Origin of the sequence: Hymenobacter ginkgonis (assembly GCF_009755225.1) — a bacterium.
Classification (GTDB): domain Bacteria; phylum Bacteroidota; class Bacteroidia; order Cytophagales; family Hymenobacteraceae; genus Hymenobacter; species Hymenobacter ginkgonis.
The window spans coordinates 392,893-412,405 of record NZ_WQKZ01000001.1; the positions used below are offsets into that span (position 1 = coordinate 392,893).

Annotated in this window: 9 protein-coding genes; 2 read left to right on the forward strand and 7 right to left on the reverse strand. The window is 61.1% G+C overall.

Annotation, left to right across the window (positions count from 1 at the left end; all coding sequences use genetic code 11):
• Nucleotides 1–3 precede the first annotated feature (3 nt).
• The gene (locus tag GO988_RS01565) at nt 4–1,158 is read right to left on the reverse strand and encodes a zinc-dependent alcohol dehydrogenase (RefSeq protein ID WP_157561777.1); all 1,155 of its coding nucleotides are present in this window, start codon (nt 1,156–1,158) and stop codon (nt 4–6) included.
• 122 nt (nt 1,159–1,280) lie between these two features.
• On the reverse strand, nt 1,281–2,204 hold the full coding sequence (locus tag GO988_RS01570) for a manganese catalase family protein (RefSeq protein ID WP_157561778.1): 924 nt from the start codon (nt 2,202–2,204) through the stop codon (nt 1,281–1,283).
• Between the two features lie 297 nt (nt 2,205–2,501).
• On the opposite strand from GO988_RS01570, the gene GO988_RS01575 reads away from it, so the two are divergent.
• The gene (locus tag GO988_RS01575) at nt 2,502–2,756 is read left to right on the forward strand and encodes a hypothetical protein (protein ID WP_157561779.1); all 255 of its coding nucleotides are present in this window, start codon (nt 2,502–2,504) and stop codon (nt 2,754–2,756) included.
• 104 nt (nt 2,757–2,860) lie between these two features.
• Here GO988_RS01575 and GO988_RS01580 read toward each other — a convergent pair whose 3' ends face one another.
• From GO988_RS01580 to GO988_RS01600, 5 genes are all read right to left on the reverse strand, one after another.
• Nucleotides 2,861–3,283, reverse strand: coding sequence for a response regulator (locus GO988_RS01580; protein WP_157561780.1), 423 nt, complete (start codon nt 3,281–3,283; stop codon nt 2,861–2,863).
• A 206-nt stretch (nt 3,284–3,489) separates the two neighbouring features.
• A complete protein-coding gene (locus GO988_RS01585) occupies nt 3,490–4,074 on the reverse strand; it encodes a beta-class carbonic anhydrase (RefSeq protein ID WP_157561781.1) in 585 nt (194 codons plus the stop codon).
• 215 nt (nt 4,075–4,289) lie between these two features.
• Nucleotides 4,290–5,741 (reverse strand): phytoene desaturase family protein, encoded by a 1,452-nt coding sequence (locus GO988_RS01590; protein ID WP_157561782.1) that lies wholly within the window; start codon nt 5,739–5,741, stop codon nt 4,290–4,292.
• A gap of 40 nt (nt 5,742–5,781) precedes the next feature.
• Complete coding sequence (locus GO988_RS01595) at nt 5,782–6,756, reverse strand: PorP/SprF family type IX secretion system membrane protein (RefSeq protein ID WP_157561783.1); 975 nt, start codon at nt 6,754–6,756, stop codon at nt 5,782–5,784.
• Nucleotides 6,757–6,849: 93 nt separating this feature from the next.
• Nucleotides 6,850–11,772, reverse strand: a complete 4,923-nt coding sequence (locus GO988_RS01600) for a T9SS type B sorting domain-containing protein (RefSeq protein ID WP_157561784.1) — start codon at nt 11,770–11,772, stop codon at nt 6,850–6,852.
• Between the two features lie 842 nt (nt 11,773–12,614).
• Between GO988_RS01600 and GO988_RS01605 the strand changes: the two genes are divergently transcribed.
• Nucleotides 12,615–19,490 carry a non-ribosomal peptide synthetase gene (locus GO988_RS01605; protein ID WP_198172462.1) on the forward strand — a complete coding sequence of 2,292 codons (6,876 nt, stop codon included), beginning with the start codon at nt 12,615–12,617 and terminating at the stop codon, nt 19,488–19,490.
• Nucleotides 19,491–19,513 lie beyond the last annotated feature (23 nt).

Sequence of the window (19,513 nt, forward strand, 5' to 3'; positions counted from 1 at the left end):
GGGTTACATTTTGGCGGGTGAGGGGATGAGGACCGTCTTGATACAATTGTCCAGCTTCGCCGAAAAAATGTGGTAAGCATCGGCTACTTCCTCCAGCGGCACGCGGTGCGTAATGATGCCCTTGGGGTCGAGGCGGCCGGCCTGCACATGCTCGATAAGGCGTGGCAGCAGGCGCTTAACCGACGTCTGGTTGCCGCGCATCGTGAGGCCCTTGTTCATCATGTTGCCAATGGGCACGAGGTTATCAGTCGGGCCATACACGCCTACTACCGACACGATACCGCCTTTCTTTACGGCATTGATAGCCCAGTGCAGGGCCGTGGCCGAACCAGCTTGCAGCAGCAGCTTGCGGCCGGTGAGGGTTTGCATAGCGCTGCCGGCAGCGTCGGCGCCCACGGCGTCGATGCAAACATCAGCCCCGAGCCAGGCAGTGGTTTTCTTGATAAAGAGCACCGGGTCTTCGAGCGACTCGAAGTTGTAGGCCTCGCACTGCGCGTAGTTGCGCACAAATTCGAGGCGGTACTCCACGTGGTCAATCACGATGACGCGACCCGCGCCGAACAGCCACGCGCACTTGGCGGCCATAATGCCGACCGGGCCCGCACCAAATACCACCACCGTGTCGCCGGTTTGGATGCCGGCCATCTCGGCGGCCTGGTAGCCGGTAGGCACCACGTCGGTGAGCAGCACGGCATCGTCGGGGTCCATGTCTGCCGGAATGACGGTCGGGCCCACGTTGGCGTAGGGCACGCGGGCGTATTCCGCCTGGCCCCCATCGTAGCCACCCGCGGTGTGCGAGTAGCCATAAATGGCCCCCACGGCCGTGGCCTGCGCGTTGGATTCGTGGCAGTTGCCGTACATCTCCTGCTTGCAGAATACGCACTCGCCGCAGGCAATATTGAAGGGCACGAGCACTTGGTCGCCCACTTTAATCTTGGTCACGTCGGGCCCGATTTCTTCCACAATGCCCACAAACTCGTGGCCGAAGGTGGAGCCTACCCGTGTGTCGGGTACCAAGCCATGGTAGAGGTGCAAATCGGAGCCGCAAATGCAGGAGCGGGTCACGCGCACGATGGCATCCTGCGGGTGCAGGATTTCGGGGTGGGGCTTATGAGCCACGCGGACTCGGTAAGGCCCCCGGTAATTCATTGCGAGCATACTACTGGGTGGTCTAGAAGGAAAAAAAAGGAATCAAACAAGTTGCCTATCCTATCTAAGCAGCCGAGGTAGAGAAGCGCTGTTGGGCCACTCTACCCCGGGTTAGCGCTTAAAAGAACTGCTTAGCCGTGGCGCTGCTTCCACTCGTCGGAGAGGCCGAGCTTCTTGGCAATGTCTTTGAACATTTCGGGGTCGAAGTCCAACTCGCCGGGCGAATTAAGCTGGGGTTCTTCTTCGAGCACGGGGTAGGGCACACCCTTGATAGCTCCCTGTACGACGCTCAGCTCCGAGCCGTCTTCGGGGTGCTTGCCGTTCCAGATGAGGCCGGCTTCGGCATAAGCATTGGGTGAGAAGGTGTATAGCTCGCGGTGCAAGCCATGCTCCATAAACTTAACCGCCTCCGGGAATTTCGAGTTAGAGAGCGGCGGCACGGGCATGATTTTCTTCACGTCCACGCCCGTAATGACTTCTAGGGCCTTGGCATAGGCATACACGTGCAAGCCGCCGCGTACCAGCAGGTAGCCAATCATGGTGCGAGCGCAAGGGTCGGTCACCATTTCGTAGGCGCGGATTTTGTTGGCGCGGGCACCACATTCCAAGAAGAAGTTGTGCAACAAATCCAAGCGCAGGTTGCCCGAGGCGGTCACATACTGGCCGGTCCAGGGCTGGCCCATCGAGTCCATGGGTAGGGCGGCTTGGCCGCTAGCCAGGAAGTGGTAGGAGTTGCGGGCATCTACGGCATCGGCGAGCGGGCCGGGCTTGGGGTCGGTGCCGCGTTCCGTTACGCCGGTCAGCAGCAGGTTGATGGCGTAGCTTACAGCCTCGATGTGCGAGTACTCTTCGGCGGCGATGGCCGAAGTGAGCGCGTAGAACGGGCGCAGGCGCTCGCGGCCCCGGAAGTTGAACGACTGGAACGTGTAGTTCATCAGCGTGCTCATCTCACCAAACTTGCCGCCTAGCAGCTCCTGGATAGCAGCGGCATCGTTGGGCGAGGGGTTTTTAGGAATTGGCAGGTCAAGGGCCAACTCGTCGAGGCGAAGTATCATAGTGCTTGGAAAAAAAGGATGGTGGACAAAGAATAGGTCGACTAAGCATATGCAGTAGCCGTACTCCCTTTGTGCATACGCAGGGTAAGGTGAGCAATACGGCTATTTGGCAGTAATAAAAAGAATAGCTCAACTGTAGCGCTAATCTTCTGCTTTGCTACTAAGGAGCTACCGCTTAATTTATTTTCATCGCCTGTTCACTTGCTTGCTGGCAACCGCACCTAGCCTACCCCCCACTCCTAAGCCGCGTATGAAACTTGCCGGCCCACGTCGAAGTACTCTCCCCCTGCTTGCGCCATGCCACTACACCCCGAATTAGCTAAAAAGCTGAACAACACTTTTGCCCCCAAAACCAGTATCGACGACGTGTTTAAGGGGTACGACATCACCTTCGTAACCAACGAGCACGGTGAGCCGGTACTGCTATTTTTTGGTAAGCGCCGGCCTGATGGCCTGATTGTGGGCGAGCGGTACACGCGCACCATCAAGCGGCAGCCCGGCAGCCTAGCAGTCAAATCCAGTCACTGGGACAACCAGGGGAAAATCAAGTAAAGAAAGAATTGCGCCGCGCCGGATTGCAACGGGGCAACACAGGGGCCGTTGGCCGGCGGAGACAGGCCCGGGTCGCGGATGAAGAAGCCGTCTTGCTACCCGGCTTATTGCTCGCTCCCGGGCTCATGGGGGGGTAGCTGGCGGTGGAAGTGGTGCTGGAGCAGACTGTCGATTTTCTCGCGCGTGAGGGGTTTAGTAACCCAGTCGGCAACGGGTAGGGTAGCGAGCCGCGACTGGTCGTGGGGGTGCACAGAAGTCGAGAGCACTACGATAATAGGCGGCGGGCTGGGGGGCTGCGCGTAGGCTTCGAGAAAATCGACGCCACCCATTACGGGCATGTGCACGTCGAGCAGTACCAGGGCAGGCGCGGGCTCGTCGCCTAGTTCGGCCAGCAGGGCAAGGGCCTGCGCGCCATTTTCGGCCACCAGGCAGTGGTCGGTTACGCCCAGGCTTAGCAGCAACTGCTCGTGCAGAAAGTTGGTGATATGGTCGTCATCCACCAATAAAACGCTAGGAAGCTTTTGCATGGAAAGTGATGAGGAGCGTCCTGTTATGGTTTAGGTTACCGTTATACGGGCGGCTTCCGGAAAAGAAACGGTGAAAGTAGAGCCTGTTCCCAATTCGCTGTGCACCCGCATGGCGCTGCCCGCATTCTCGACGATGCGCCGGACTATGTAAAGAGGCCCACGCCGCGCGCACTCCTTGGTGTCGATTGCTGGCCGGCCAAAACGGCTTAATTGGCTGCGCGGCCGGCGGCCGTAGCGGTCGGCACCTCCAGAAGCTGGCCCGATTTTACGTCGTAGATGTAGCCATAAACCGGAATGGTGGCCGGCACCAGTGGGTGCCGCCGAATGCGCTGCACGTCTTCTACCACACTGCTGACCAAATCTTTAATCGGAAGAAAAGACAGGTAGTTGGCTTCCGTCGAGCCGGGGCCCTGGCCCACATCGTGCCAGCCGTCAGCGTCCACAACAGCCGTTTCCAGGCTCTGGGCGAGCAGGTCGCGCAGGATAGCATCCGTGAAAGACTGCATGCCGCAATCGGTGTGGTGAATGACAAACCACTCCTTGGTACCCAGTAGCTTATAGGAGATGACCAACGAGCGGATGGCGTCGTCGCTGGCCCTACCCCCCGCATTGCGAATAACGTGGGCATCACCCTCGGCCAGCCCGGCGTACTTGGCGGGGTCGAGGCGGGCGTCCATGCAGGTGAGGATAGCGAAATGGCGCGCCGGCGGAGCTGCGAGGCTACCCTTGTCGCCAAAGCTAGCCTGGTAGTGCGCGTTAGCCGCGAGCACTTCATCGAGAATCTGACTCATGGAGGTTGGTCGGGGAAGGAGAAGCGCAAAGTTGGCACTATTCGGCTTGCTCATCACTGCCGCAGTGGCCAGCGCGCCGGGGCTGCGCTAAGAAAGAGGGGTAGGGAAGATGGAGAACGTATTTGAAAATCTATAGAGAACGTCCTGCTGCGCTTGCCGAAGCAGGACGTTTCAAAAGCGTTTTTAATAAAATCCCACCCCACTCTTAAAAAAACTCAGGCCTGATAAAGCGGCGGAGCGGGCAGCCGAAACACGTCGCGCAAGGCCCGGCGGGCGGCGTAGTAGCCGCACATACCGTGCACGCCCCCGCCCGGTGGGGTAGCCGACGAGCACAGGTAGAGCCCCGCTTGCGAGGTGCGGTAGGGCGATGCCCGCAGCGCCGGCCGGGTAAATAACTGGCTGATATCGAGGCGCCCGCCGTTGATGTCGCCGCCTACGTAGTTGGGGTTGTAGCTTTCCAGTTGGGCTGTGTCGAGGGTGTGGCGGCCAATAATGCGCTCGCGAAAGCCCGGGGCGAAGCGCTCGACCTGGGCCTCGATGGCGGCCGTTCTATCGACTCGCGAGCCGTTGGGCACGTGGCAATACGCCCAAGCCGTGTGCCGGCCCGCCGGGGCACGGGTAGGGTCAAACAGGCTTTGCTGGGCCAGCAGCACAAAGGGCCGGGCCGGGTGCTGGCCCTGGGAAGTAGCCTTTTCGCCCGCCACAATCTCGGCTTGGGTATTGCCCAAGTGCACCGTGCCAGCCTCCCGGCAGCCGGGCGCGGTGAAGGGAATGGCCTCCTCAAGCGCCCAATCGACCTTATACACGCCCATGCCGTAGCGGTAGCGCCGCAGCTGCCACTGGTAAATACGGCTCAGGCTGTGCCCGGCAATTTGCAAAAGCTGCGCCGGCGTCACGTCGAAGAGCACGGCCTGGGCCTGGGGCAACTGCGCCAGCGAGCGGATGTAGGTGCCCGTTTCGACGGTGCCGCCCAGCGCCCGGAAGTGTGCCACTAGCGCATCGGCAATGGCTTGCGAGCCGCCCTGGGGTAGGGGCCAGCCGCCCCGGTGCGCCGCAATGAGCAGCACCAGGCCAATAGCTGAGGTTGTTAAGTTGCCCAGCGGCTGAATGGCGTGGGCCGCCATGCCGGCAAATAACCCCTTGGCTTTTTCGCCCTGAAAACGCCGGGTAAGCACCGTGGCTGGCAGCAGAGCGGGTAGACCAAACCGGGCCATATCGAGCGGGTGCCGGGGGAAGTGCAGCGGGGCCAGCACGTCGTTGGCAATGCCGGGCCAACTCGCTACGAGCGGTGAAAGTAAGTGCTGATACGCCGCTGCATCGGGGCCCAGCGAGTGGGCCGTGTCGGCCAGGGAGGTGACCACGGTGGCGGCGGTGCCATCGTCAAACGGGTGCGCGGCGGCCACGGGCGGCACGATATACTTTAGGCCATACTGAGCCAGCGGCAGCGTTTGGAAAAACGGCGAAGCCGCCGCCAGCGGGTGAATAGCCGAGCAGATGTCGTGGCGAAAGCCGGGCAGCGTCAGCTCGGCTGTGCGCAGGCCGCCGCCCAGCTCGCTTTTGCCTTCGAGCAGCAGCACCGCCAAGCCGGCCTGCTGCAACGCAATGGCAGCAGCCAGCCCATTGGGCCCGGAGCCTACTACGACGGCATCATACGTAGAACTACTCATGTGCTTGCTGCGCGCCTGCTAAGGGGGTAGGGGCCCCGCCCTACCAGAACCGGTTGTCGGGGCACACTACCTGGGCTTTCTTCTTCAGCCGCAAACCCAGCAGCACCTCGTGGCTGCCGCCGTGGTAGCCGGCCAGCTCCGAGAGGCCGGCATCGTAGGAGTAGCTCAGCGCGAACTGCTGGTAGCTGAAACCCACCATAGCCACGGCCGCATCGAAGGCGCGCCAGGATACGCCGGCCCACAGCAGGTCTTTGTACTTGAGCTTAGCATTGAGGTCCACCGAGAGCGGAGCGGGGTTCACGTCCTTGAGTAGCACCGACGGTACCAGCGTCCACTCGTCGCTGAGCGGCAGCCGCACCCCACCGGTAAGGAAGTAATGGCGCTTGAGCGAGTTGCCGGGCGCGCCCACGCCGAGCTGGTTGGGCCCGTAGGAGAAATCGAGCCGATTGCCAAATAGCTGCGCGCCCGCTACGCCCACGTAGAAATTGGGGCTGTACATCCACAGGCCCGCCGAGGAGTCAAATACCCGCGAGGCGGCGCTGGCGGCCACGGTAGTAGGGTCGAAGAAGTGCAGCTGCTGCCCATCGACGGCAAACTGCTGCATCCCCACCGACACGCCCAGCGCCAGCCGGATGTTGCGCGTGAGCACGGCATTGTAGGCGTAGGAACCGTAAACGCCGGTTCGGCTGGTGGGCCCGGTCACGTCGTTATACACGAGGCCGCCTATCGCGTGAAACGGCCGGAGCCGGTCGCGCATGGTGCGCTTGTCGGTGGTGCGCCACTTGCCCAGCGACGAGGAAACGCTGGCGTAGTACGTCTTGGGCGCCCCTTCCAGGCCCGTCCACTGGGTGCGGTAGCTAAACTTGACGTCGATGTAGTCCTCCACGCCCGTAGCGCCCGGGTTGAGGAGGTAATTATTCTGCATATACTGGCTGTACTGCGCCTGCTGCTGGGCCAGGGCTGGCGCGGTGGCTAGCAGCAGCGGGAGCAGCAGTAGATATAAAGCTTTTTTCATAACAGTAATGGCCTTAATGACTAGCTAAGAAGGAGATACCTTGCGGCGGGCAGCGCAGCAGGACGCTTTAATGCTGGATGTTTTGTTGATTGATTAATACAGAATCGTAATCGACCCGGCGTAGGACTTGCCCAGCGGGCCTTTCGTGACGACGACATAGTAGTAGGTGCCCACCGGCGCGGGCTGGCCGTTGATGTCGCCACGCCACTCGTTGGACCGGCTGTAGTTTTCGGCCGAGAAAATTTTATTGCCCCAGCGGTTGAACACGTTCACGGTGTTATCCGGGAATTGCTCGATGAATTCAATCTGCCAGGTATCGTCGCGGCCGTCGCCGTTGGGCGTAAAGGCGTTGGGAATGCGAATGGCCGGGCGCACCGTCACGGTCACTTGGTCGGAGCTGGCGCAGCCGCCCGAGCCGCCCGACAAGGTGTAAGTCGTGGTTATGGTAGGCGAGGCGATGGGGTGCAGCGGGTCGCTGGGCGGAATAACCAGCCCTATCGCCGGCGTCCACGTCACGGGGTAGGTGCCATCGGCGGTGCCTTCCAGCGTCACGGAAGTGCCGGCCAGGATTTCCTTGTCTGGACCAGCATTCACCACCACTGGTGGCAGAATACCTACGACCACACCGTTGGAAACCGCCGTCACGGGCTGCCCGCAGGCATCGGTCGTGCGCAGGCGCAGCGTCACGGTTTGGCCATTGCGCAGCGTAGTGCTGGTGAAGACCGGGCCCGTAGCCCCCGCCACGTCGGTGCCGTTTACCTGCCACTGGTAGGTGGGGGTAGGGCCGGCACCCGTCACGTTGGCGATGCTGTACGTGAGGGGCTCGCCCGCGCAAACTGGCCCGCCCGGCTGCACCGTAATGGCGAGGGTAGGCAGCGGCGTGGGCGTGCGCGTGACCGTGACCGTAGCCGAGGCTGGGCCCGTGCTGCACAGCCCCACCGTGGGCGTCACCTCCACCCGCACCTGGTCGCCGGTTACCAGCGTGCTGCTGGTAAAGGTGGGCCCAGTGGCCACGGCCGCGTTATTAACGAACCACCGGAAAGTGGGCGTGGCGCCCACATTCGCAACCACTGCCGTGAACGTCAGGGCCGTGCCCGCGCACTGCACGGGCGGGGTCGCCAGGCTTATGGTGGGCGTCACCAGAGGTACCACCCGCACCGTTACAACATTAGAAACCGGTGCGGCACAAGTCCCCGAAGTTGCCCGCCGCCGGAAATACGTGGTGACCGTGAGGGCCCCTGGCGCAAAAGTCAAACTGGTAGCGCCAGCAATGACCGTCCAGCTGGCATTGTTAGTCGAGGATTCCCATTGGTAAGTATAGGTGCCGGTGCCGCCGCCCGCCTCGCTGGTGCTGGTGAGGGGGGTAGGCGTGGCGCCCGCGCACACATCCTGGTCGGCGGCAATGCTGCCCGCGGTCAGCGGCGGCAGTACCCGCACGGCAACGGCTGCGGAATACACAGGTCCGCAGGGGCCCGACGTGACCCGGCGCCGGAAGTAGGTGGTCGTCGCGAGCGTGCCGGGGGCGTAGTCGGCGCCATTGGCGCCGCCGACAGCCGTCCAGGTGCTGTTATCTGGCGATGCTTCCCACTGGTAGGTAAACGTGCCGGTGCCGCCGCTGGCGCTCGCCGTGCTGGTGAGCGGCGCCGGAGCTACCCCAGCGCACACTGTTTGGTCGGCGGCGATAGTGCCAGCCGCCAAAGCTGGAGCTACCGTGATGGTGACGGCATTTGAAAAGGCCGGGTCGCAGGTGCCAATCGAGCTTGCCCGGCGCCGGAAATAAGTAGTAGTGCTCAGCTGGCCCGGCGCGTACGTCGGGCCGGTAGCCCCGCCAATGGCCGTCCAGGTAGTATTATCCACCGAGGATTCCCACTGGTAAGTCACCGCGCCAATGCCGCCCGCGGCGGGGGCAGTGCTGGTGAGGGGGGTAGGGGTACCGCCGGCGCATAGGGCTTGGCTAGCGGCGATGCTGCCGGCCGTTATGGCCGGTACCACGTTCAAAGTCACCACGTTGGATGGAGCGGTGGCGCAGTCGCCGGAGCGTACTTGGCGGCGGAAGTACGTGGTAACGGTGAGCGGGCCGAGCGCCAGCGTCGGGTTGTTGGCCCCGGCTATCGTCGTCCAGGTGCTGTTATCCGTCGAAGATTCCCACTGGTAGCTAAAGGTGCCGGTACCGCCGTTGGCCCCACTGGTGCTGATGAGGGGGGTAGGCGTGGTGCCAGCGCAGACGGTTTGGTCGGCCGCAATGGTACCGGCGCTCAGCGCGGGCAGTACCGTTAGGGTAACGGCGGGCGAGTACTCCGGCCCGCAGGGGCCCGACGTGACCCGGCGCCGGTAGTAGGTAGTAGTCGTAAGCGGGCCGGGGGCATAGGTGGCGCCCGTAGCGCCCGCAATAGCCGTCCAGGTGTTGTTATCGGGTGAGGATTCCCACTGGAAATTGAAGCTACCGGTGCCGCCGCCGGGCCCCGCTGTACTGGTAAGCGGCGCCGGAGTCGAGCCCGGGCACAGCGTCTGGTTAGCACCGATGGTGCCGGCCGCCAGGGCCGGCGCTACGGTGATGGTAACGACATTCGAAAAGGCGGGGTTGCAGGCGCTGCCCGAATTTGCCCGGCGCCGGAAATAGGTAGTGGCACTCAGTTGGCCCGGGGCGTACGTCGGGCCAGTGGCGCCGCCAATGGCCGTCCAGGTAGCATTATCCGTCGATGCTTCCCACTGGTAGGTGATGGTGCCCGTGCCGCCCGCGGCGGGGGTATCGCTGGTGAGGGGGGTAGGGGCGCCACCGGCGCACAAGGCTTGGCTGGCGCCGATGGTGCCAGCCGTGAGGGCGGGCGTTACGGTTAGCGTGACGGTGTTGGAGGGAGCGTTGGTGCAGGGGCCGGAGCTCACCTGGCGGCGGAAATAGGTGGTAGCCGCCAGCGCACCAGGCGCGAACGTCGGGTTGTTGGCGCCGGGAATGGCCGTCCAGGTAATATTATCCGGCGACGATTCCCACTGATAAGTAAAGGCGCCAGTGCCCCCCGTAGCCGCCGCGCTGCTCGTCAGCGGCGCCGGAATGCTGCCCACGCACACCGTTTGGTCGGCGGCGATGGTGCCGGCCGCCAGGGCCGGAAGCACGGTGATGGCGACGGAAGCAGTAAAGCTGGGGGTACAGTAAGGGCCCGATTGATTGGGGAGGAGAAGTTGAGCGCGCCGCTGGAAATAAGTAGTGCCAACTGGTAGTGAGCTTGGTGGGGTGTAGCTAGCACTGGTAGCGCCGCTGATATCCGTGAAATTGACATTATCCGGTGAGGATTGCCACTGGTAAATAAGCGGGAGGCCCGCATCGCTTGACGCATTGAGTGTGCTAGTAAGCGGGGCCGGGGCCGTGCCGGCGCACAAGGTCTGGGGTCTGGCAATAGTGCCTGGCTCGGGGAGGTTAGGCACCCGAATAAGGCTCGAGCTTTCGCGGCAAAAGCAATTAGTCGTGATGCGCAACGTCACCGTGTAGTCGCCGGGCGTAGCGTAAACGTGCACAGGATTCTCATCCGTGGAGGTGGTACCGTCGCCAAACTTCCAGGAGTAGGTTTTTCCATCGAAGTCAATGGACGGCGACATGAAAGAGATTTGCCGGCAGCCCGTTATCTCCGCCGAAGGGCCTACCCGCAACAAAGAGCTTTGATTGAAATTGACCAGGCCCAAGCCGCTGCGGCGGCCACTTAGTTGCAGGGTCAGGCTATCGTCGGCGTAGCGGGCCTTGGCCCCCAGCGAGTCGGGGTAGGCGATGAAGCCCAGCGCCGGCTGGTTTTCGCGGGCCACGTAAATCTTGCCATCTGGCGCGGCCTGCAACGAGCCCAGGTTGACCGGCGTTTTTTGCTTGAGCGGAATGCTCTGCTTGTTAACCGGCCCATTGCCGCTAATATCAAATTGCAGCAGCTTGGGCGGGTTCATCACCGTGGCGTAGAGCTTGCTGCCGGCCGAAAAATCGACCCCGTAGTATTTCCCCTCGCCGCTGTCCACAACATACGGAACCTGGGGATTGGCGCTAACTATGCCCGTGCTCGTATCGAAACTAAACAGCTCGACGGTGCTGCTACTGTCGCCCAGCACCTCGCTGTAGCGGGCTACGGCCAGTCGCTGGCCGTCGGGCGTCACCTTCATCTGCCCGCGGTAGCCCATCGGCGATACGCTCGCCGAATGCAGCGAGCCCACGGTGGAGATAATGGGCGTCGGGTCTACGCCGGTCGTGCGTACGCGGTAAGCCAGGAAGGAGTCGCCGCGGTTGGCCGTGCCGGATTTTGCATCGCCCCAGCCGTGCACAATAATCCAGATGTCGCAGCCATTCTTGTGAAACACGCCCGTCATCTTCTCGGTGGTGCCTTGAGTAAGCGGCGTATTCTTGGTGGCAGCTGTAACCGAGCCAACTCCGCCACCGGCGGGAATGACAATTTCTGAGTAGCTCAGGCCTTTGGGGCCGCCCGCCGCGTCCTGCGTGAAGATGAGGTAGTGCGTTTCCGCACCCGGCATCCCGGGGGGCGGGCTGCCGGGCATCCGGATGGGTAGGGGCCCATCGGTGACACGCCGGTTGCCGCCCATGCCCGTGCCATTGGTCATGATGGTGTGGTTACCGTTCCAGATGGTGTCGCCGTTGCTGTAGAAGAGAATCTTACCAGTGCCGTCCGACATTATCCCCGAGCCGGCGGGGGCCGTCATTTGGCCATCGGTCAGCGCCTTGGGCGGAATAGAATCAGTGGCTGAGTTGAAGTCGAGCCCCGCCTTGTAGCCAAAATACCAGGTATTGGCAAACTTCTCGTCCTGGCTGCACTCCGGGGGGGGCGTTGCCTGCGCCAGGGCAGTGGTAGCCGCGCCACTTAGCAGCAGGAATAGCAGCGTGAACAGCCAGCCAGCAGCCGGCCGGGCCCGCCTGCCTGAATAGGCTGGGTGCCGGCTGCCGGTGCTAGCCCGCCGGCTGGGCGCAGCACTGGGCAGGGAGGGGGTAGTATGGGTAGGAGCGAGGGCAGGGTGCGGTAGCTCTGCGAGCATAGTGGGGCAGATAAGTGGGCAGACAGGTAAGCGGATATTCGGGAAGAAAAGTGCCACTCGCCGCCCTTAAGGAACGGAGTCTGAAGACTAGATTATCGCAAAAAAAAGCGCCGCTAGCCGGTTTCAGTAAAGCTACGCACGGCCAGCTAGCTTTATGCAAGGCAATGCCCGGATAGTGCTAAAGGCCGCCCTCAATCCTCGTTTTAGCTGCTCAGTTTCGCTCAAGTTACTTACTGGAGCCGCCTGCTTTTCGAATGCTTCGCGCCCAACGCTTTACAGAAAAACAGGCGGGTGGCATTGCCGGGCCAAAAATCGGCTATTAATTGCACTAAAAGGGCAAGGATTCACCCCTTAGCAGGCAGCCAACTGAATATGGACAGAACAAGGAAGGTTATTTTTCTTCGGCCGGCAACAACGTCTGCAAGCTGGGGTCTTCGGTTATCCAGCCAAACTCAATTACCTTAGTGCTACCCCCTCTTCTGTGCATTAGGCACTATTGTTAACTAATAGGGCGGAGGAATTTTAAATTTAGACGTACATTCCAGCCCCCCAGCCACTTACCGCATACAGTTTAGTATAGTCAAAAAAGGCTTCCCAAGCCCCGTGAGCGCGTATGAAGCCCTCATGAAGCGGGCGGAGGCGGCTTGTGCCTCTCTTGCTAGGTGCTATAACCCTAAGGCTTGTTATAGCAACTTAGCTAGAACTGTAAGCCTACCCGCTCTAAATTCTATAAAAGCAAAAAGTTAGGTATTATGCTAATCGAAGGCAAGGAACACGGAATACAAAGCAAATTGAATAGGCCGCTGGATAAGGAACCAGCCACGCTTCCGAGTATTGTTCAGTTGTTTGAGGCTCAGGTGGTAGCGCAGCCGCAGGCCGTAGCCATAGTGCAAGGCGAAGAACAGCTGACCTACGAGCAGCTCAACGCCCGCGCCAACCAACTAGCGCACTACTTACGTAGCCAGGGCTTGGCAGCCGAAACGCTGGTGCCCGTGTGCCTACCCCGCACCCCGCAGCTGCTAGTGGCCCTACTCGGTATTCTCAAAGCCGGTGCCGCCTACGTACCCTTGGCGGCCAGCTATCCGCCCGCCCGCCTGCGTTACTTGCTGCTAGATACCCAGGCCCGCGTAGTCATCAGCAGCCAAGACACGGCCGCTGCGCTGGCGGGTGCTGGCGTAGCGCAGCTGCAACTAGTGGAGCTAGACGGGCCAGCGGCTGCCCTAATCAGCCAGCAGCCTACCCACAACCCGGCCGTGAGCGTAACGGCCCGGCACCTGGCTTACGTGCTTTATACCTCGGGCTCGACGGGGCAGCCCAAAGGCGTGCTGGTGGAGCACGGCAACGTGGTGAGCTTGGTGCACGAGGTTGACTACGTAGCCCTCACGCCCGAGACGGTGGTACTGGCTACCGGGTCCCCGGCCTTCGACGCGACTACTTTCGAATACTGGGGGCCGCTGCTGAACGGCGGGCAGCTGGTGCTCGCCGGCGAGCACCAGCTCCTGAACAGCCAGTGGCTGGCCGAAGAGATTCAGCGCCGGCAGGTGACGACCATGTGGTTTACCGCGAGCTGGTGCAACCAGCTGATTGATACGGCGCCGGCGGTATTTCGAGGGCTGCGTACGGTGCTGGTGGGCGGCGAAGCCCTGTCGCCGCCCCACATGCAGCGCCTGCAACGGGCTTATCCGGCGCTAGAAATCATCAACGGGTACGGGCCTACCGAGAATACGACTTTCTCGCTCACGCACCGGCTGACGGCCGCCGACCTCACCGGTGCCCCTATCCCCCTTGGGCGGCCGCTGCCCCACCGCTATGCCTACGTGCTCGACGCCGCCCAACAGCCGGTAGCGCCCGGTGCGGAGGGTGAAATTTACGTTGGTGGCGCGGGGGTAGCGCGTGGCTACCTGGGGCAGGAGGCGCTGACGCAGGCCACCTTTGGCCCCGACCTGCTAAGCCCCACGGCAGGTGCCCGCTGGTACCGCACCGGCGACCGGGGCCGCTGGCGGCCCGATGGCCTCCTGGAGTACCTAGGGCGGCGCGATGAGCAGGTCAAGCTGCGCGGTTTCCGCATCGAGCTAGCCGAAATTGAGGCGGCGCTCAACGCGCTGGCGCCTGTGAGCAGCAGCTGCGTGGTGGCCCGCCAGGAGGGTAACACTACCAACCGGCTGGTGAGCTACTACGTGCCAGATGGGGGGGTAGTAAAAGCAAAAGAACGAGAACTGTATTATCGCCAAATAGCTAGTTGGAAGGAACTCTACGAAACAGAATATGCCAAAACCGAGGGTACTGATGCGGTAGACCAGGAATTTAACATTATCGGCTGGAACGACAGCTTTACGGGCGAGCCCATTCCGGCTGCGCAAATGCAGGCGTGGCTACACGACATTACCGCGGTCATCCTGGCCGAGCGGCCCGAGTACGTGCTGGAAATTGGCTGCGGTACGGGTCTGATTTACTATCAATTGGCTGGCAAAGTCAAGAAGTACATCGGCACCGATTTTTCGCGCTCCTGCATCAATCAAATCGCGCATACCATTAGCCAGGGCCGCCGCGACTACGGCCCCACCGAGCTGCTGGTAGGTGCGGCGCATGAATTAGCCTTGCGCGAAGGGGAGCCGGTAGATACCATCATTCTAAACTCCATTATTCAGTATTTTCCTGGGGAAGATTACCTGACCAGCGTCATCGAAAAAGGCCTTGCGCTGCTGAATGGCCAGGGGCGTCTCATCATCGGCGACGTGCGCGACAACCGGTTGCTACCCCTATTCAAAGGGCGCTTGCAGGCTCCTAAGCTGGCTGATTCGCTAACGGCCAAGGAGTTTGATTGGGCCGTGGAGCAGGAGGTGCTGAAGGAAGAAGAACTGTGCTTTTCGCCGGAATACTTCTACCGGCTTCAGGCGCGCTACCCGCAGATTACGCACGTTGAGATTCAGTGGAAGCAAGGCGACTATATCAATGAGTTGACGTTGTACCGCTACACGGTGCTACTACACGTAGGCGAGAAGACCGAATTAGTCGTGCCGGCCTGGCAAAAATGGTCGAAAGCCCTTGCTAACAAAGACTTTATAGCACAGCTAGTGCAGGGCCAGCCTACCGTGGCGCTGCAAGATGTACCCAATCCGCGCCTGCGGGAGGAGCGCCGCCTGGCCTTGGCCTTGCAAGACAAGTCGGATAAGCCGCTGGCCGCCGTTTTGGATACCTTAGAAGGTACCGATGCGGACAGTGCGGCGGCGGAAGAGGTGCTGCGGGTAGCGCTGGAGCAAGGATACCACTGCCGGCTATTTCTGGATGAAGACCCCTTGCTGGTGAACGTGCTGCTAGAACGGCAGCCCACGACGAGCTTTATCCAGCAGATTTACAGCGAGAAAGAACTGAGCAACCGCCCAGCAACCAACATCTCCCTGTTTGCCGATATTAGCGCGCTGCTGCAAAAAGAGCTGCGCACGTTGCTCAAGCAGCGCCTACCCGAGTACATGGTGCCCACCGAGTTTATTGCGCTCAGCCATTTGCCCCTAACTGGCAACGGCAAAGTAGACCGCCGGTTTCTGAGCCAGCGCGAAGACCGGGGGGTAGCAACTAAATTCAACTACGAAGCACCGCGCAACGAGGCCGAGCGGCAGCTGGCTACCATCTGGCAAGAACTGCTGGGGGTAGAGCAAGTAGGTATTCACGATAACTTTTTCGAGCTGGGCGGGCATTCCTTGCTGGCTACGCGGGTGGTGTCGGCGGTGCGCAAGGGGCTAGCCGTGGAGATGGTCATTAAGGACCTATTTGTGCACCCGACTATTGCCGAGCTGGCCGAACACCTGCCGGCCCAGGCCAAGGGCGAGGCCCTGCCGACGCTGAGCCGGCAGCCGCTCCCCGAGCGCATTCCCTTGTCTTTCAGCCAGGAGCGCCTGTGGTTCATTGACCAGCTAGAGGGCAGCGTGCAGTACCACGTGCCCGTGGTGCTGCGGCTGAAGGGCCAGGTAAATCGCCCGGCGCTGGCAGCGGCGCTGCGCACAATTCTGCAGCGCCACGAAGTGCTGCGGACGGTGCTGCGCGCGCACGATGGCCAGGCTTACCAGCAGGTGCTACCCCACGACGACTGGCAACTCGGGGTTCTGGATGGCTGCGTGTACATCGCTGACCCCGAAGCCGTGCAGCTGCAAGTACAGCAGTTGATTACGCAGCCCTTCGACTTGTCGCGCGACCCCATGCTCCGGGCTACCCTGCTGAAGCTAGCAGAGCAGGAGCACTTGCTCGTGATTACCCTGCACCACATTGCCTCGGATGGCTGGTCGTTGTCCATCCTGTTCCGCGAGCTGGTGGCGCTTTACGAAGCGCACACCGAAGGCCGCGCGGTGCACCTCGCGCCCCTACCGGTGCAGTACGCCGACTTCGCCGTGTGGCAGCGCCAGCACCTGCGTGGCCCCCGGCTAGCGCAACAGCTTGCCTACTGGAAAGAAAAGCTGCACGGGGTAGCCCACCTTCAGCTCCCTACCGATTATCCGCGGCCGGCCGTGCAAAGCACCCAGGGCGCCAGTGCGGGCTTTCGGCTAAACAAAGAGCTGATTGACAAGCTGCAAGTGCTCAGCCAACAGCAGGGCGTTACCTTGTTTATGACCTTGCTGGCCACCTTCAAAAGCTTGCTCTACCGCTACAGCGGCCAGCCCGATATATGCGTGGGCAGCGCCATTGCCGGCCGCCAACAGCACGAAATAGAAGACCTGATTGGCTTCTTCGTCAATACGCTGGCGCTGCGCAGCCAGGTGCGGGGCGAGGCCAGCTTCACGGAGCTGCTGCAGCAAGTGCGGGCTACCACCCTGGAAGCGTACGAGCACCAGCAGGCCCCCTTCGAGAAAGTGGTGGACGCCGTGGTGAAGGAGCGGGACTTGAGCCGCAGCCCGTTGTTCCAGGTCTTGTTCGTGTTGCAAAACACGCCCGACATTCCCGACCTAAGTCTAGGTGAGGTGCAGGCCACGCGGGAAAGTTATGCGCACTCCACTGCTCAGTTTGACTTCACGTTTACCCTAACCGAGGATGAGCTTGGCCTGCAAGGCTTTGTAGAATACAGCACCGACCTCTACCAGGCGCCCACGGTAGCTCGCCTGATTGGCCATTTCACGGAGTTGCTGCATGCTGTGGTCAAGCAGCCGCAGCAAGCCATCGACGCCCTACCCCTCCTTACGCCGGCCGAGGAGCACCAGCTTCTAACCGAAATCAGCGTCGGCCCCCAACTGGCGGCGCCGACGAAGACATTTGTAACCCTGTTTGAGGAGCAGGCTGCCGCCCAGCCGCAGGCCCGGGCCGTGGTTTGTGGCCACGAAACCATGACCTACGGGCAGCTCAATGCCCAGGCCAACCAACTGGCGCACTACCTGCTAAGCCTGGGCCCACCGCCCCCGCTGGTGCCCGTGTGCTTACCCCGTACCCCGCAGCTGCTAGTTGCGCTGCTTGGTATTCTCAAAGCCGGTGCCGCCTACGTACCCCTCGACCCAGACTATCCGGCGGAGCGCCTGCGCTACATGCTCCAAGATGCTACCGCGCCACTGGCGCTTACCAGCCGCGCGCTCAGCACCCGGCTACAAGAGGTGGCTACGCCAGCGCTGCGGCTAGTAGAAATCGATGGGGCCGAAGCGGCGGCCATTGCCCAGCAGCCCACCACGAACCTGCCGCCGCAGAGCCGCCTCCAAGACTTGGCTTATGTCATCTACACGTCCGGCTCCACGGGCACGCCGAAGGGCGTCATGATTGAGCACGGCAGCGCCGCTACCTTTATTCAGTGGTGCCAGCAGGAGTTTGCCGCTACACCGTTCGAAATAGTGTACGCGGGCACTTCGGTCTGCTTCGATTTGTCGATTTTCGAGATTTTCTACCCCCTCAGCGTAGGCAAGCCGTTGCGCCTGCTGGAGAATGGCCTGGAAATCGGGCAGTACGTCGCCCAAGACACGAATATCTTGCTCAACAGCGTCCCGAGCGTTATCAATAGCTTGCTGAAAGAAGGCATTGATAAAACCAACGTTACGGCCATCAACATGGCGGGCGAGCCCATTCCGTTGCAGGTGCAGCAAGGCCTGGACCCCGACAAAATGGAGGTGCGCAACCTGTATGGCCCTACCGAAGACACCACGTACAGCACCCTGTACCGCCTGCAAAAAGGAGTGCCGGCCTTAATCGGGAAGCCCATTGGCAACACCGTGGCTTACGTAATGAGCAAAGGCGGCCAGCTAAACCCCTTAGGCGTGGCCGGGGAAATTTGCCTAGGTGGCGACGGCCTGGCGCGGGGCTACCGCAACCGGCCCGAGCTGACAGCGGAAAAGTTTATCCCTAATCCTTTCAGCTCCGTGCCCGGCGCCCGCCTCTACCGCACCGGCGACCTGGGCCGCTGGTTGGCCGATGGCAACCTCGAATACCTGGGCCGCCTCGACGACCAGGTGAAAGTACGCGGCTACCGCATCGAGCTGGGCGAAATCGAAAGCGTGCTGCAACAGTCGGCCTTGGTAAAGCATGCGGTAGTACTGGCCAAAGCCGACCAGGAAGGCACCCGGCGGCTGGTCGGCTACGTGGTGCCTACCGGCGCTTTCGACCGCGATGCGCTGGCTAATTACCTCCGAAACCGACTGCCCGAGTACATGGTGCCGCCCCTTTGGGTAGAGCTAACGGCTTTGCCGCTCACGCCCAATGGGAAGATTGACAAAAAAGCCCTGCCCGAACCCGAAGCCAGCCTCTTGCTCGGCAACGAGTACGTGGCACCCCGCACGGCAATAGAGCAGGCGCTGGCTACCATCTGGCAAGAAGTGCTGGGGGTAGGGAAGGCGGGCGTCAACGGCAATTTCTTTGAGTTGGGCGGCGACTCCATCAGCACCATTCAGGTAGTAAGCCGGGCCCGGAAGGCTGGTTATTCCCTTCAGCCCAAGGACTTATTCACCCACCAGACCATTGCCAAGCTGGCGCAAGCCGTGGCGGCGCGGCAAGAAACTAGCACGGTGGATAAACCCACCGAAAAGCGGATAGTGAAGCTAAATGGCAAAGAGGGCTCTATGGTCGCCCTCCAAAAAGAAGGTGCTTATCCGCCGTTTTTCGCTATTCCCGGTTTTCTGCTCTACCGGCACCTGGCTGCGCACATGGGCCACAACCAGCCCTTCTACGGCTTCGAGCTGCCCGCCTACGAGCAGCTAGAAGAAGTAGCCGCCGAGTTTATTCACGAAATGAAGCAGGTGCAGCCCCACGGCCCTTATTTTCTGGGGGCTTTCTGCGGCGACTACCCCATCATCTTCGAGGTAGCGCAGCAACTGCTCGACCAAGGCGAAAAAGTGCCAGTTGTTGCCTTATTCGAAGCGTATCCACCGGTTGCTTTTCTCTCCAAAAAATCCTCCCAATATCTCAAGCAAAAGATAAGAATCTACCACGACCAAATACGAAAAAAAACCGTTTCGGAAACGGTGAAATTCATTGGCGAGGAAGCAGTTATTAAACTGAAGTTTATTGCTAGAAAGATTGCGGGTGTTGCAAATGAGCAGAAAGTAATCAGAGACTATCCGGGCAAAGTGGTGCTCTTCAAATCCAGTGTGCCTACCCCCGGCCTGATTGATGACCCACTAGGCGGCTGGTCCGAGCACGTAACGGGCGCCATAGAAGTGCTTACCGTTTCTGGCGACCACATCACCATTTTCAAAGAGCCCGGGGTGCAAGAGCTTGCCAAAAAACTCAGTTCGGTCTTGGAAAAAGCAAGGAGCTAATAAGGAGTTACTACCGCGGGGTC